The following is a 13,914-nucleotide window of genomic DNA, read 5'->3' as shown; positions in this document are numbered from 1 at the left end:
TAGATTTAGGAATTTCTACCTTTGCTACATTTAGCGATGGTACAAAAGTTGATGCTCCTAAACCCCTCAAAAAACGAATTAAGAAGTTAAGAAAGTTAAGTAAGTCATTATCTCATAAAACTAAAGGATCTAAAAGGTATGAAAAAGCACGGATTAGAGTAGCTAAATTCCATGGCAAGCTGAAAGATACAAGAACTGATTTTCTGCATAAATTATCCACTAAAATAATTCGTGAAAACCAAACAGTTGTTTTAGAAGATTTAAACGTTTCTGGTATGGTGAAAAACCGTAAATTATCTAGAGCCATATCAGATTTAGGCTGGAGAACCTTCAGAACATTTTTAGAGGGAAAAGCACAAAAATATGGTCGTGATTTTAGAGTAATTAGTCGTTGGGAGGCAACATCTCAAACCTGCTCATGCTGTGGGTTTAAAGGTGGAAAATTAGACCTTCAGGTGCGAGAATGGGAGTGTCTCAACTGCGGGGCTAAACACGATAGAGACGAAAATGCAGCAATAAATATATTAGTCGCGGGCGGGCAGTCCGAGACACAAAACGGACGCGGAGGCAAGCGTAAGACTACTGCAAAAGTAGCAGCAGCCGATGAAGCGTCAACCCGCCGAGGAGTTTCGGCTCGGTAGGAATCTCCGCGCCTTTAGGCCGGAGAGGATGTCAAAAACAGGATTAAAACACTCATCTAGCCATAAGTTAAGTAACCAAGATTTATCAATGATGCACTCCCAAACTATTAACGAATCAACAGAGAATAAAACTTGGCAAAAATCCTATTTCATGCCTTCATTAGCTGATGTTGGTATAGTTACTTTTCGCAAATGGTTAGATGAATTTGCGGGGGGGAAACCTGAATGGCAAGGAATCACAGAAGCACCTTTTCTAGAATTAAATGATGAACAATTATACGACCGCTGGCACAGACATACAAAGTATTGCCCTAGTTGTCGGCAATCTCTAATTTTGATAGACAAAATCAAAGATTTTTGTCAAAATTTCACAGCAGTTTTAGCAATTTTAGCTTTATTTTTAATCGCAATTAATCTGTCAGTAAAAATTATTTTGCTACCAGTATTACTGAGTATATTGAGTTTAATTTGCTCTTATAAATTAGACTCCATAAGACAGGGTTTTCTGACCAGTATTCCCAAAACAGGTTTACCTGTGGTCAAATTATATTAGAACTCTTCATTAATGGATAATGGATAATGGATAATGGATAATTACCTCTGGTTAAAACCGTTACGGAATTGAATGTAAGGAAATATTATTTCTTCTCTTGGTCGATTGGATATGACGAGGAAACCCGCTCTTGATAGAGTTGCTCCGCTAACGCCATCCCTCAACCGCTTTTTTTCCCTGGAAAGGGAAAGCTAATAAAGCTGAATTATTTAATTATTAATTATTAATTTTTCGGTAAGCTAAGACACATTTTAAATGCGTCTTAGCAAGTCAAAAGTCAAAATTGATAATAATTGTATTATAGCAATCAGGAATCAGATGTGAGAATTGAGGTTTTCCTTTATAGCATAGAATATAGTAGTTTTCTTATTCTTATATATTCGTTTATATTCGTTTTTTCCCTATTCCCTATTCCCTAAAACAAAAGTATCCAATATCTTACAACTAAAATCATATTGCTATATTAATTAGGCACACAACAAATATGCGGTTTAAATGCACAACAGCTTAGGGGAGATGGGGAGTAGAGCAGCAGGGATCGTAATCTTTTTGCCCTTGTTTGCCATACATTTCTATATCTGAAATATTAACATTTCTATATCTGAAATATTAATTTAATGCCAATTACATAACTTCTCTATTTTTTATAGTATTATTAGTAGACAGCTAGCAATTTATAATGATTGATGAAAGAAATAATCAACAATATCTTAACTCACCTGGGTGAAGTAAAACTACCTAGTCCGTCATATTTTGAGACCTTAAAAACTTACACTGTCAAAAAAGTATCAGATGCCGACACTTTTGATGTTATTTCTGATGAAGATAACCAGGAAATGACTGTGCGTTTCGTTTATATTGATACTCCAGAAACTCGTAAAGGTTGGGGAGATTCACAGGTGGAAAAAATGAATAGTAAAAATGAAAATCCAATATATCGTAGTCAATTTGAATGGGGAGAAAAAGGCAAAGATAGACTCCAAGAATTAGTTGAAACAAGTGGCAATAAAGTCAAAGTTAAAGTTACTGGAGAAGAAAAACGACCAGGGCGATCGCCACGTTGTTTTGGTGAAGTTTATTTATTAGATGGTACTTTTGTACAGTACATTTTAGTACAGGAAGGCTTGAGTCGAATTTATTATGATTATATTAGCGAATGTCCAAGAGACACTACAATAATGTTGTTATTAGCAGAAGCGGATGCTCAGATAAATCAACGTGGAATATGGCAAGAATCTCAATCAGATTTTATTCCACCTTGGGTGTTTCGTTCCCTGAAGAAAAAACAAAGGTCTTTTCTGAGAGATATGAGTCAAGATGTGAAGGAAGGTACAATTACTGAAGCAGATTTTGAAGCTAAATTTCAACTCAAATTACAGGAGCAAGATCAGATTTTATCAACTATTTTTGAAGACTTGAAAAATGGTGTCATTACTCAACCTGAGTTTGAAGATAAAGTTCAAGAACAAGCTAATAATTTATTTGCAAAATAATTAATACTGACCAAATATTAACATCATTGAAAAAGTTTTTGTTTGTAGTTGGTATTTAGCCCTTACTATTAGCGCGTCTAGACTAAATTTATGGGTAAAAACTAAACTCTCGATTCCCCTTTATTCCCTTACTAAGGGCAAGGGTAGATTGTTTAACCCACATTTTTAATCTAGACAAGCTACTACTATTTTTTGAACTGTTGACTTCCGCAAAGCTAAATATTTAGGTCAGTAATTTTTGAGAATTAGATGTACCTAATTTTCGGATTTTTATGGTCAGTTATAAAGTTACTAATGTCAAAACACTCCACTGACCAATAATTGCAATTAACATTGATGCGATCGCTGGATAATTTAAGTCAATGGAGAGCCAAGGAAAAGTTGAAAATAGCCATAAATTTGAGTGATTATTAGGTGAAATTGACAGTAATAATAAAGCAATAGGTGGCAAAGAAATTAAACTACCTAATATTCCTACTGCCCAAATAGCAGGTTTTTTGACTTTCATCAACAATACAAATTGAACGATCGCTGCATAAATTAAAATTAAATTTAGGCTCAGAATTAAAGTTAAAATAGCTCGTAATTTAATTTCATTGTCATGCCAAAGTAAAATCCATGAACTCCAAATTAAACCAGTAATAACTAGGTTAATTCCAATCGCCACTAAAGCTGGACTTTTTTCACCCCAAATTAAGTCTTGTTTTAAACTAATAGCTAAACCTTTAACAATTGCAGTTTCATCATTATTAATTTGTTGATGTCTGTATCTTGCCCAATCTTGCACACTTTGTCTTTGAGGTGATAACAAAGCAATGACTAACAAAAACCAGAATAAGTTAATAGTGCAGAAGAAAATCAGTGAATTCCATAAAATGTAGCTTGATTTTTCATCATTGCCAATATTTATTAATAAGAACAATGGCAGTAGATAAAAATGGAAACATCCCATTAACCAATAGCTTTGTTCTTTACTAATAATTGTGGCATTAGGATTTCGGTAACGACGATTTACAGCTTTCCAAATCCAGTAGCTTCCCAAAATTAAACCTAAAATAATTATGGCAGCTACTATTAGTAAATATCTTATTCCATCAGTATCAATAAGAGCGTTAGTCTCATTAGTATATGATTCAATGATACCCATAATAGGAAACAAAAATATTCCGGTTATTGTTGCAATTAACCAAGCTTGAGTAACTCCTAAAAAGGCCAAAAGTAGTGAGGCATTGTAGAGAAAATAACAAACTGCAATTAAAACTCCATAAAATCTAAATAACCAAGATAAAGACAAACCAGATGATATATTTGCCCACAAATGTAGAGGAAAAAAAATAGCTGCTGCTAGGTAAATTAAAATTGGTACTCCTAATAATTTACCTAGCAAAATTTTATGACTAGATTGAGGACTAAGACGAATAAAATTAAGAGTACCAAGACGTTATTCTTTTGCTAGATCTGCTACTAACATATAGATACCGCCAAGTAAGGTCAAAGCAAACAAAATCCAGCTAAAAGTGACAAAGATATCTGCCCACCAATATGACCAGAGAGTACCAGTACAATCCTCTTCTGTGTATATACAATATCGGTGAGAATGGGCAGCACCATCAAAAGTCATCATAACAAGAAATTGGCAGAGGAGAGATGCAGATATGGCGATCGCTACATTTCTGGTTTTGAGGCGACCTTTAATTTCTCGGAATAATTGAGGATTCCAGTTAAATAAATTGTCTAATGGTTTAGATAACATAATTTATAACTCCAATGAGAAATTCTCCATGCTGAATTCTTCAATCTTTATTTACCTGTCAATAATTTCTGAGAATCGGATGCACCTAATTTTTGAATTTTTCGAGTTAGTAGGAAAGTTACTGAAATCAAAACACTCCACTGACTAATAATTGCTATTAACATTGGCGCGATAGCTAAAGAACCTTCGCCAATATAAAACCAAGGAAAAGTAGAGAATAACCACAAATTAGGGGAACTATCGGGTTTAATTGACATTAACAAAATTAGTGTAAAAAGTTGTAAAAAAATAAAACTACATCGTCCTACTTCGACACAATATGGATTATGGCGAGCAACATCTGTACCGTATGTTTGTGGAAGTCTTTCTAGGAAAACCATCATTACTATGAATTGGCACAGGAGAGATGCTGATATGGCGATCGCTACATTTCTAGTTTTGAGGCGACCTTTAATTTCTCGGAATAATTGAGGATTCCAATTGAATAAATTGTCTAATGGTTTAGATAACATAAGTTATAACTCCCCAAATTACAGCAGTAATAACTAGATTAATTCCTATTGCTACTAAAGCTGGACTTTTTTCACTCCAAATTAAATCTTGTTTTAAGCTAATAGATAATCCTTTGACAATTGCAGTTTGATCATTATTAACTTGTTCATGTCTATATCTTGCCCAATCTTCTACACTTTGTCGTTGAGGTGACAACATAGCAATTACTAATAAAAACCACAACAAATTAAGAGTACAGAATAAAGCCAGCGATTCTTGTAAAACGTCAGTTGATTTATAGTCAATATTGTGTAGTAAGAAACATAGCATTAGATAGACTTGGAAACATCCCATTAAGCAATAGCTTTGTTTTTTATTAATAGCTGTAGCATTAGGATTTCTGTAACGACGATTTACAGCTTGCCAACTCCAGTAGCTTCCCAAAATTAGAGCTGAAATAATCATATGACCAATTCTTAAAGTAATTATCACACCAATTATTATTAGTAGAACATTTCTTTCATGAGTACCAATAAGGGCGTTAATCTCATCACTATACCCTTCATCAATAGCAGCTATTAGAAGATAGAAAAATATGCCTGTCATGGCAGCAGCTAACCAAGCTTGACAACCTACTAAAAACGCAAAAAGTAGTGAGGTATTGTAGAAAAAACAACAAGCTATTATTAAAAATCCATAAAATGCAAAAAAACAAGATAAAGGCAAACCAGACGATATATTTGCCCACAAATGTAGAGGTAAGAAAATAACTACTGCTAGGTAAATTAAAATTGGCACTCCTAATAGTTTGCCGAGCAAAATTTTCTGACTAGATTTAGGACTAAGACGAATAAAATTGAGAGTACCAAGACGTTGTTCTTTTGCTAGATCTCCTACTAACATATAGACACCGCCAATTAACATTAAAGGAAGCAAAATCAAACTCAAATTGTTGAAGATATCTAACCACCAACTAGACCACTCAATATCTGTACAATATTTTCCTACTTCGACACAATATTGACTATCACTGGTAACATATCTACCGTATTCTTGTGGAAGTCTTCGTAGATAATACGTCATTACTATGAATTGGCACAGGAGAGATAAAGAGATGGCGATCATTACATTTCTGGTTTTGAGACGACCTTTTATTTCTCGGAATAATTGAGGGTTCCAATTGAATAAATTGACGAATGGTTTAGATAACATAAGTTATAACTCCAAAAATTTTGAAATTAACAGGATTTACTCAAAGAAACCCGGTTTCTCCTAAATGTCTATTGTTAAAAATAATGGTTTACCGTAGAAACCGGGTTTCTGGGTTCTTCCTGGGTAAGTCTTAATTTGCTTGCTGATGTCCGAGTTTGAGAAAAATTTCTTCTAGGTCTTCTTGAGTACAATGGAAATCTGTAACTGGGATATTAGCAAGAATGAGCGATCGTAGCAAACTAGAAGAATCTTCGGGAGTTCCCGAAAATTGAACTCGTACTTGCTGACCCTCCGGCAAAACTTCCCAAGCGTCCACCCAAGGAAAATTTTTAATTTCCGTAATTAACTCTGATAACCCACTCATCACAGAAATCAAAATTTGCTGAGTGCTAAGACGTTGATAAAGTTCTTTGAGAGAAGTGCTTTCCACCAAATAACCTAATTCCATTATTCCCACCGAAGTGCAAAGTTCTGCCAAATCACTGAGAACATGGGAAGAAATGACTATTGTCATGCCTGCTTCTTGCAATGCTTTGATAATTTCCCGAAACTGCATTCTGGCAATGGGGTCTAAACCAGAAACAGGTTCATCTAATAATAGTAGCAGGGGTTCGTGAATAATAGTTCTGCCTAAACTCAGACGTTGTTTCATACCCCGGGATAGAGTAGAAATCATACTATTCCGTTTATTCACCAATTCGACCAATTCCAAGACAGTAAAAAGTCGGCGTGAACGGTAAGGTTCCCGCAAATTGTAAAGTCTGGCAAAATAGTCAAGATAATCCCACAAAGTTAGGTCGTCATATACCGGAAAGTCGTCTGGCAAAAAACCGAGGCGTTGTTTCAGGGTGGGGTTGGTATGGTCACGCAGTAGGCGTTCTCCACTGATATATATTTCCCCTATTGTGGGTTCTTCGGCAGTAGCTAACATTCTTAATAGGGTGGTTTTGCCTGCCCCATTAGGTCCAATCAGTCCATAAACTTCCCCAGTAGCTACTTGTAAATGGAGGTCGTTGACTGCTATATGGCGATCAAATTGTTTGGTAAGGCCACGAGTTTCAATTGCTAGTTCTTGTAGCATGACTGTTAAACAGAAGAAGGTAGGTTAAGTGGGTGGGTTGAAACTACCCTAGCCAATGTCTACAGGATTTGGCATTAAGATTTCGCAATGTTTAGGCGCATTATATTTTTGTGGTAATTCTGTTATGTTCATTACATTTTTCAATAATTTTGAGTATAATCTCTGGATATATAAAGATTGAATTTGTTAAGCGATCGCTCTCTATATGTGAAAATTTTTATTACTGAAGTCGTGCTTTTTCCATGACAGACTTAATATAATCCGTTTTTCCTGTTGTGTATGCTTTTCGAGCGATCGAAAAGCGTTGAGCAAGATTACGTTTTAATTTTGCATAGCGTGCTGCTTCATCTGGATGCTGACAAAGATAGTCTCGAAATATTAAACACTCCCATAATATACTGTCTGCTTCGACGATATGAACATGATGAGTGCGTGGACTGTTAGGTGGTAGACCTTTGACAAAAAACATCCGTTGAGGATCGGGATTATCAAACCAATATTCATACCCCAAGAGTTTTAACTGAGGAATAGCTATTTGTTTTGCTTCCTCAAGTGAAGATACTTCAATCAATAAATCAATAATAGGTTTTGCTGCTAAACCTGGTACTGCTGTGCTGCCAAAATGTTCGATACGATGAATAAGAGATTCTCCTAAAACTTCACGAATGTGTGTAGCTTCTTGCTGAAACATAAATTTCCAGTCTGGATTATGTTCGACGATAATAATTGCATCCATTTATCTATAAAATATTAACAAAAAACAGCGTTGGTAAAGCGCGTGTATGATATTAATCTTAATTCTTTAGGAGTCAGGAGTCAGGAGTCAGAACTCAAGAGTCAGGAGGGAAGAAAGAAGAAGAAACCCCGAGTAGAAGGAGAAAGTTTTTTTGCCACGTAGACGGAACGGAGTTCTATCGCGCTCTTATCCGGACATAATATAATACCTCTTTTCACCAACGGCCAAAAAACTAATACCAAAGTTATTAGGATAATATTATAGATCGGGACTTATGCAAGTGGATAATTATGTTGGAACCAATGCAGTCAATTACCCAACCAGATATTATTTATAATCAGGACTTACGCAAATTATTAGATAAAACGCTATCTGTAGAGGGCAAATGCCATTCGCCCCTACTATATATGGCACTTGGTGCGTAAGTCCTGATAATATAAGTACAATAACCAATTGAGAAAAGTTCCATGAAAAAATTGATTAATAACCCCAACGATCTAGTTCGGGAAAGCCTTCAAGGTATGGCGATCGCCCACCCCGATCTAATTAAAGTCAACTTCGATCCCCACTTTATCTACCGCGCTGATGCACCGATAAAAAATAAAGTTGCCATCATCTCCGGTGGTGGGAGCGGTCACGAACCAATGCACGGAGGTTTTGTGGGGATGGGAATGTTAGACGCTGCTTGTCCTGGTGAAATTTTTACCTCTCCCACTCCCGAGCAAATGTTAGAAGCTGCTAAAGTCGTCAACTCAGGTGCAGGTGTTCTCAATATTGTCAAAAATTATAGTGGCGATGTGATGAATTTCGAGATGGCAGCCGAACTTGCTTTCTCAGAAAATATCCGAGTCTTGAATATATTAATAGATGATGATGTCGCCGTTAAAGATAGTCTCTTTACTCAAGGACGACGCGGTGTCGGGACCACAGTGTTAGCAGAAAAAATATGTGGTGCTGCTGCTGAAGCTGGTTATGACTTGAAGCAAATAGCAAACCTTTGCCGGAAAGTTAATCTTAACGGTCGGAGTATGGGAATGGCATTGACATCATGCACAACACCTGCTAAAGGTAGCCCCACTTTTGAGTTAGGTAATAACGAAATTGAATTTGGTATTGGCATTCATGGGGAGCCAGGGCGAGAACGAATGTCAATGAAATCTGCCGATGAAATTGTGGAAATGTTGGCTGTATCTATTATTGAAGATGTAGGTTATAGTCGGATACTACGGGAGTGGGATGAGGATAAAGGAGAATGGCAGGAAGTGGAGTCGAGGGACCAACCATTTGAGTCTGGCGATCGCATCCTGGCTTTTGTTAACAGTATGGGTGGTACTCCTATTTCTGAGTTATATATTATTTATCGTAAATTAGTAGAAATTTGCGAACAAAAAGGACTACACATTGTCCGTAATTTTATCGGACCTTATATTACTTCCCTAGAAATGCAAGGTTGTTCTATTACTTTGTTGAAATTGGATGATGAGTTTATTAAATTCTGGGATGCGCCTGTGAAAACTCCGGCATTACGATGGGGTATTTAGGGTTTGCGTATGGAAAATCTTTTTGCTGGAGTAGGAGACAGGAGACAGGAGAAATGGGAATGAGCGAAGAGGTAGGAATAAGAATTATCCCAAGATTGTTCGACCCAACTATTTACAGCGGTTTTCATTTCAGTAGACCACAGTAAGGACGAATGGCATTTGCGTTCCGCAAAGCTCCGCTAACGCCCTTATATCATGTCCGGATAATTAGTGATGAAAAAATCTTCTCTTCTTCTTCTTTGTTCTTTCCTCTTTTTCTTCCCTCCTGTAGGGGCGTTAACGATAGTTATGCGTCAGCAAACGGCCGTTTGCTTGCGCATACTTCGTAACGCCCCTACTCCTGACTCCTGACTCCTGACTCCTAACTCCTCATTTATAACTATTAGACATCTCCAAAAATAAAAAATAAAATCAATTATTACCCAGAAATTATCAATTATTCTTCCTTGTTCCCTGTTCCCTGTTCCCTGTTCCCTCTTTTCTGGAGATGTCTATTCAACCGGACATAATATTACAGGGTTTTGCTTGTGAAGATAGATATGGTTTATCAATCTGAAAAGCGCTGTAAAGAATTATCAATTGTCAATGGCTTTGTTGCATGAAAGTACATAGCTGCCGTACTTGTTCCACATATGTACTTCATAATGCGCGGAAACTGCTGTAACTATTGGACAATAGATAAATAGAACATCAATGTTTGAGGTGAAAAAGGCTGAAACTTTTACCTGTAAAAGCTTTGAGGTTTAATCAGCAGAGTCATAACTATTGGACAATAGATAAATAGAACATCAATAATCCCCAAGCACAGCGATCGCTTTCTCTGCAAAGTAATAACTATTGGACAATAGATGAATAGAACATCAATAATCCCCAAATACAGCGATCGCTTTCTCTGTAGAGTCATAACTATTGGACAATAAATGAATAGAACATCAACAATCCCGAAACACAGCGATCGCTTTCTCTGTAGAGTCATAACTATTGGACAATAGATAAATAGAACATCAATCATCCCCAAATAGAGCGATCGCTTTCTCTGCAAAGTAATAACTATTGGACAATAGATAAATTAAACATTAATAATCGCCAAACACAGCGATCACTTTCTCTGGAGAGTCATAACTATTGGACAATAGTTAAATTGATTATCAATCATTCCCAAATACAGCGATCGCTTTCTCTGTAGAGTCATAACTATTGGACAATAGATAAATTAAACATTAATAATCGCCAAACACAGCGATCGCTTTCTCTGTAGAGTCATAACTATTGGACAATAGTTAACGAAGTCAGAAGTCAGATAGGGGAGCCGTCGGATTGGCGACGTACAGAAGTTATTTGTAAAGGGAATTTGAGCAACTCTCCAAAAATATTGCGCCTTAAAAGGCGGGGTTGCGCGACCCATGTTATACCAAATTCAAAAAAGGCAGTTACATCTTAATTTGTGATTTATTCCTAAAAGAAAAAATTATAAATTCCATAAATTATAAAATTTCCACCTTTTTTCCTCTTTAATATTTATGTTTTTCTTTCCCTATTCCCTGTTCCCTGTTCCCTGTTCCCTGTGTCGTCACGCTTTGCAATATTTTATGAAATTGGTATTATTTTGATAAATAGAACATCAATAATCGCCAAACACAGCGATATAGCTGCGGAATGGATGTTAAGAACGCTACTTTCATGCAACAAAGCCATTGTCAATTGTCAACTATCAACTGGTAATATTAGTATCTCAAGTAGTAACAGCAGAAATTGATAAACAAAATGACAGTTTCTTCAGAAAGTAAGGTAGGAATTGTACTTGTATCCCACAGTGCCAAATTAGCCGAAGCAGTGGCAGAACTAGCAAAACAAATGACCCAAGAACGAGTACCAATAGCGATCGCTGCCGGAATAGATGACCCAGAAAATCCTTTTGGCACTGATGTTCTGAAAGTACAAGAGGCTATAGAATCTGTTTATACTGATGCAGGAGTTGTAATATTCATGGACTTAGGCAGTGCCATAATGAGTGCTGAAATGGCCATAGAATTGCTCCCCCTAGCCCAAAAAAATCATATTAAAATCTGTCCTGCACCTTTGATAGAGGGAGCGATCGCTGCAATAATTCAAGCTTCTTTGGGAGCTAATATTCAACAGGTAATAGCTGAAGCAAATGGAGCTTTAATGGCTAAAAGTTCTCAGCTTAATGTTGATGAAGCTATCCCAATAAATATTGAAAATACTCAAAATAAAGATGACGAAACACCGTCAGAAAAAATCAAAATTACCGTAAAAAATTCCCAAGGTATTCATGCTCGACCTGCTGCTAAGTTAGTAGCCATAGCTAATAATTTTTCTGCTAAAATTAGTCTGCAAAATTTGACTAAAAATAGTCATATAGTCAATGCTAAAAGCATTAATCAAGTTATGAAATTAGCAGTAAAAAAAGGGGATGAGATAGAAATACAAGCTACGGGCCATAAAGGTGTTGATGCTTTAAAAGCAATACAAGAATTAATAACAAATAATTTCGATGAAGCCGAAGTAATAGTCAAGAAAACACCAAAAATATTAACTACACCAGATACAAATAATAAATTAGTAGGAACACCAGCATCTCCAGGAATTGCCATTGGAAATGTAGTGCGCGATCGAGCAGAAATTCTAGAAGAAGTTGAAGACTATCCTGTAGAAAATTCAGAGGTAGAGTGGGAATACCTACAGTTAATATTGCAAACTGCTAAACAGGAAATTCAGAGAATAATTGACAGTCTATCTGAGCAAAATAAAAGTGATAATAATCAAGCCGATATTTTTCAAGCACACCAATTATATATAGAAGACCCCACTCTGTTAGAGCAAGTACATCAGCTCATTTTTGCACAAAATTGCTGTGCAGCAGTAGCATGGAAAACAGCTATTGAGGAAATGATAACCACTTACCAACAATTAGAAGACCCCTACTTGCAAGCGCGTGCCATAGATATCAAAGATGTGGGAGGACGAGTGCTACAACTGCTTACAGGTACGAGTAGAAGAACTCTAAATTTCTCACAACCTAGTATTTTGGTAGCTCCAGACTTAACCCCCTCCCAAGCAACCCAACTGCAACCAAATTTAGTCTTGGGTATCTGTACTAGCGCTGGTAGTGTTACTGCCCATAGTACGCTGATTGCAAATATGTTGGGTATTCCGATGGTAGTGGGAGTAGGCGGTCAGTTATTGTCATTAACCCCAGGGTCTCAAATTGCTTTAGATGGGGAAACAGGTGAAATTTGGCTCGAACCGAATCAGGCACAGTTGCAGGAGTTACAAGCAAAACAAGCGGGCACTTCCAGCACATTTCAACAGCCCCAAGAGGCAATTACTCAAGATGGCAAAAAAATTCCCTTGATGGCAAATATTCTGGGGGTAGCAGATACAAAATTGGCTCTGGAGCGAGGTGCCGAAGGAGTGGGTTTATTGCGGACTGAATTTCTTTATCTCGAACGCAACACAGCACCAACAGAAGCAGAGGAATATGAAACTTATCGGGGGGTTGCTGAAATTCTGGGAACTCGCCCTCTAACTATCCGCACCTTAGATATTGGTGGCGACAAAGTACTTCCCTATATTAAGCAGGAGTCAGAAGCAAATCCTGTTTTGGGATGCCGTGGTATTCGAGAAAGTTTAGATACTCCAGAAATTTTGAGGAGTCAGTTACGGGCAATTTTGCAGGTAAGTCACGGACATAATATTAAGGTGATGTTCCCAATGGTGACATCTGTGCAAGAAGTACGCGCGGCTAGGGAGATTTTGACAGAAGTTGAGGACTCACTTCTAGAACTTCCCTCTTTTCCTGGTGTGGGGAATATAAAAGTGGGAATTATGATAGAAGTACCAGCAGCAGCGATGATGGCTGACCAGTTGGCGCAGGAAGTAGATTTTTTCAGTATTGGTACAAATGATTTAAGTCAATATGTAATGGCGGCTGACCGCACTAACTCAAAAGTGGCTCATCTTGCCGATGGTTTTGAACCTGCGGTATTGCGGATGATTCAGCAAACTGTCATTGCTGCCCATCAGGCCAGCATTTCCGTGAGTGTTTGTGGTCAATTGGCATCGAGTCCGTTAGCAGTACCGATTTTGTTAGGGTTGGGAGTGGATGAGTTGAGTGTAGCTCCACCAGCAATATCTATGGTCAAGAAAGTGATTTCTCAGTTAAATGGGTCTCAGGTAGAGGCGATCGCTCGTGATGTGTTGCAGTTAGATGGGGCGAAGTCGGTTAAAGAGTATATTGTTGGTCAACTAGGGCTAGTTATTGTATAGAACCCATTTGAGATCTATATAATTATGGTTCTCAAGTCTTTTCGCGCATCAATTTTGACCGAAAATCATCAGCAAGGAGTTGAATTTTTTGTATTATCTCTGCCCACATCTTCCCTCTTCCC

The 13,914-nt window shown here is 37.1% G+C and carries 13 protein-coding genes; 6 read left to right on the top strand and 7 right to left on the bottom strand.

Annotation, left to right across the window (positions count from 1 at the left end):
* The 3 genes from F6K18_RS35000 to F6K18_RS34990 all read left to right on the top strand — a co-directional run.
* Window positions 1–641 (top strand): RNA-guided endonuclease TnpB family protein (locus F6K18_RS35000; protein WP_287527832.1); only part of this gene is annotated, 641 nt, incomplete at its 5' end.
* Between the two features lie 28 nt (window positions 642–669).
* On the top strand, window positions 670–1,194 hold the full coding sequence (locus tag F6K18_RS34995) for a hypothetical protein (RefSeq protein WP_287527830.1): 525 nt from the start codon (window positions 670–672) through the stop codon (window positions 1,192–1,194).
* Between the two features lie 686 nt (window positions 1,195–1,880).
* Entirely contained in the window at window positions 1,881–2,687 is an 807-nt protein-coding gene (locus F6K18_RS34990; RefSeq protein ID WP_287527828.1) for a thermonuclease family protein, read from the top strand.
* Window positions 2,688–2,967: 280 nt separating this feature from the next.
* On the opposite strand, the gene F6K18_RS34985 is transcribed toward F6K18_RS34990, so the two are convergent.
* The 6 genes from F6K18_RS34985 to F6K18_RS34960 form a co-directional block, all read right to left on the bottom strand.
* The gene (locus F6K18_RS34985) at window positions 2,968–4,074 is read right to left on the bottom strand and encodes a hypothetical protein (RefSeq protein ID WP_287527826.1); all 1,107 of its coding nucleotides are present in this window, start codon (window positions 4,072–4,074) and stop codon (window positions 2,968–2,970) included.
* 54 nt (window positions 4,075–4,128) lie between these two features.
* Window positions 4,129–4,440, bottom strand: coding sequence for a hypothetical protein (locus F6K18_RS34980; protein ID WP_287276091.1), 312 nt, complete (start codon window positions 4,438–4,440; stop codon window positions 4,129–4,131).
* Between the two features lie 47 nt (window positions 4,441–4,487).
* Window positions 4,488–4,952, bottom strand: a complete 465-nt coding sequence (locus F6K18_RS34975) for a hypothetical protein (protein WP_287527824.1) — start codon at window positions 4,950–4,952, stop codon at window positions 4,488–4,490.
* Window positions 4,942–6,144: a hypothetical protein gene (locus F6K18_RS34970; RefSeq protein WP_287527822.1), complete on the bottom strand. Its 1,203-nt coding sequence runs from the start codon at window positions 6,142–6,144 to the stop codon at window positions 4,942–4,944. Before F6K18_RS34970 ends, F6K18_RS34975 begins: the two co-directional genes overlap by 11 nt.
* A gap of 130 nt (window positions 6,145–6,274) precedes the next feature.
* The gene (locus F6K18_RS34965) at window positions 6,275–7,225 is read right to left on the bottom strand and encodes an ABC transporter ATP-binding protein (RefSeq protein ID WP_287527820.1); all 951 of its coding nucleotides are present in this window, start codon (window positions 7,223–7,225) and stop codon (window positions 6,275–6,277) included.
* Between the two features lie 220 nt (window positions 7,226–7,445).
* Window positions 7,446–7,961, bottom strand: a complete 516-nt coding sequence (locus F6K18_RS34960; protein WP_287527818.1) for a GrpB family protein — start codon at window positions 7,959–7,961, stop codon at window positions 7,446–7,448.
* Between the two features lie 30 nt (window positions 7,962–7,991).
* Between F6K18_RS34960 and F6K18_RS34955 the strand changes: the two genes are divergently transcribed.
* Window positions 7,992–8,123 (top strand): hypothetical protein, encoded by a 132-nt coding sequence (locus tag F6K18_RS34955; RefSeq protein ID WP_287276087.1) that lies wholly within the window; start codon window positions 7,992–7,994, stop codon window positions 8,121–8,123.
* A gap of 305 nt (window positions 8,124–8,428) precedes the next feature.
* A complete protein-coding gene (gene dhaK / locus F6K18_RS34950; RefSeq protein ID WP_287527815.1) occupies window positions 8,429–9,502 on the top strand; it encodes a dihydroxyacetone kinase subunit DhaK in 1,074 nt (357 codons plus the stop codon).
* Window positions 9,503–10,223: 721 nt separating this feature from the next.
* Here dhaK and F6K18_RS34945 read toward each other — a convergent pair.
* On the bottom strand, window positions 10,224–10,514 hold the full coding sequence (locus F6K18_RS34945) for a hypothetical protein (protein ID WP_287527813.1): 291 nt from the start codon (window positions 10,512–10,514) through the stop codon (window positions 10,224–10,226).
* A gap of 752 nt (window positions 10,515–11,266) precedes the next feature.
* Between F6K18_RS34945 and ptsP the strand changes: the two genes are divergently transcribed.
* Window positions 11,267–13,792 (top strand): phosphoenolpyruvate--protein phosphotransferase, encoded by a 2,526-nt coding sequence (gene ptsP, locus F6K18_RS34940; protein WP_287527811.1) that lies wholly within the window; start codon window positions 11,267–11,269, stop codon window positions 13,790–13,792.
* The last annotated feature ends 122 nt before the right edge of the window (window positions 13,793–13,914 follow it).

The organism is Okeania sp. SIO2C2 (assembly GCF_010692625.1).
Classification (GTDB): Bacteria; Cyanobacteriota; Cyanobacteriia; order Cyanobacteriales; family Microcoleaceae; genus Okeania; species Okeania hirsuta.
The sequence above is the reverse complement of the archived record's forward strand: the minus strand, read 5'-3'. Positions and strand labels throughout refer to the sequence as shown.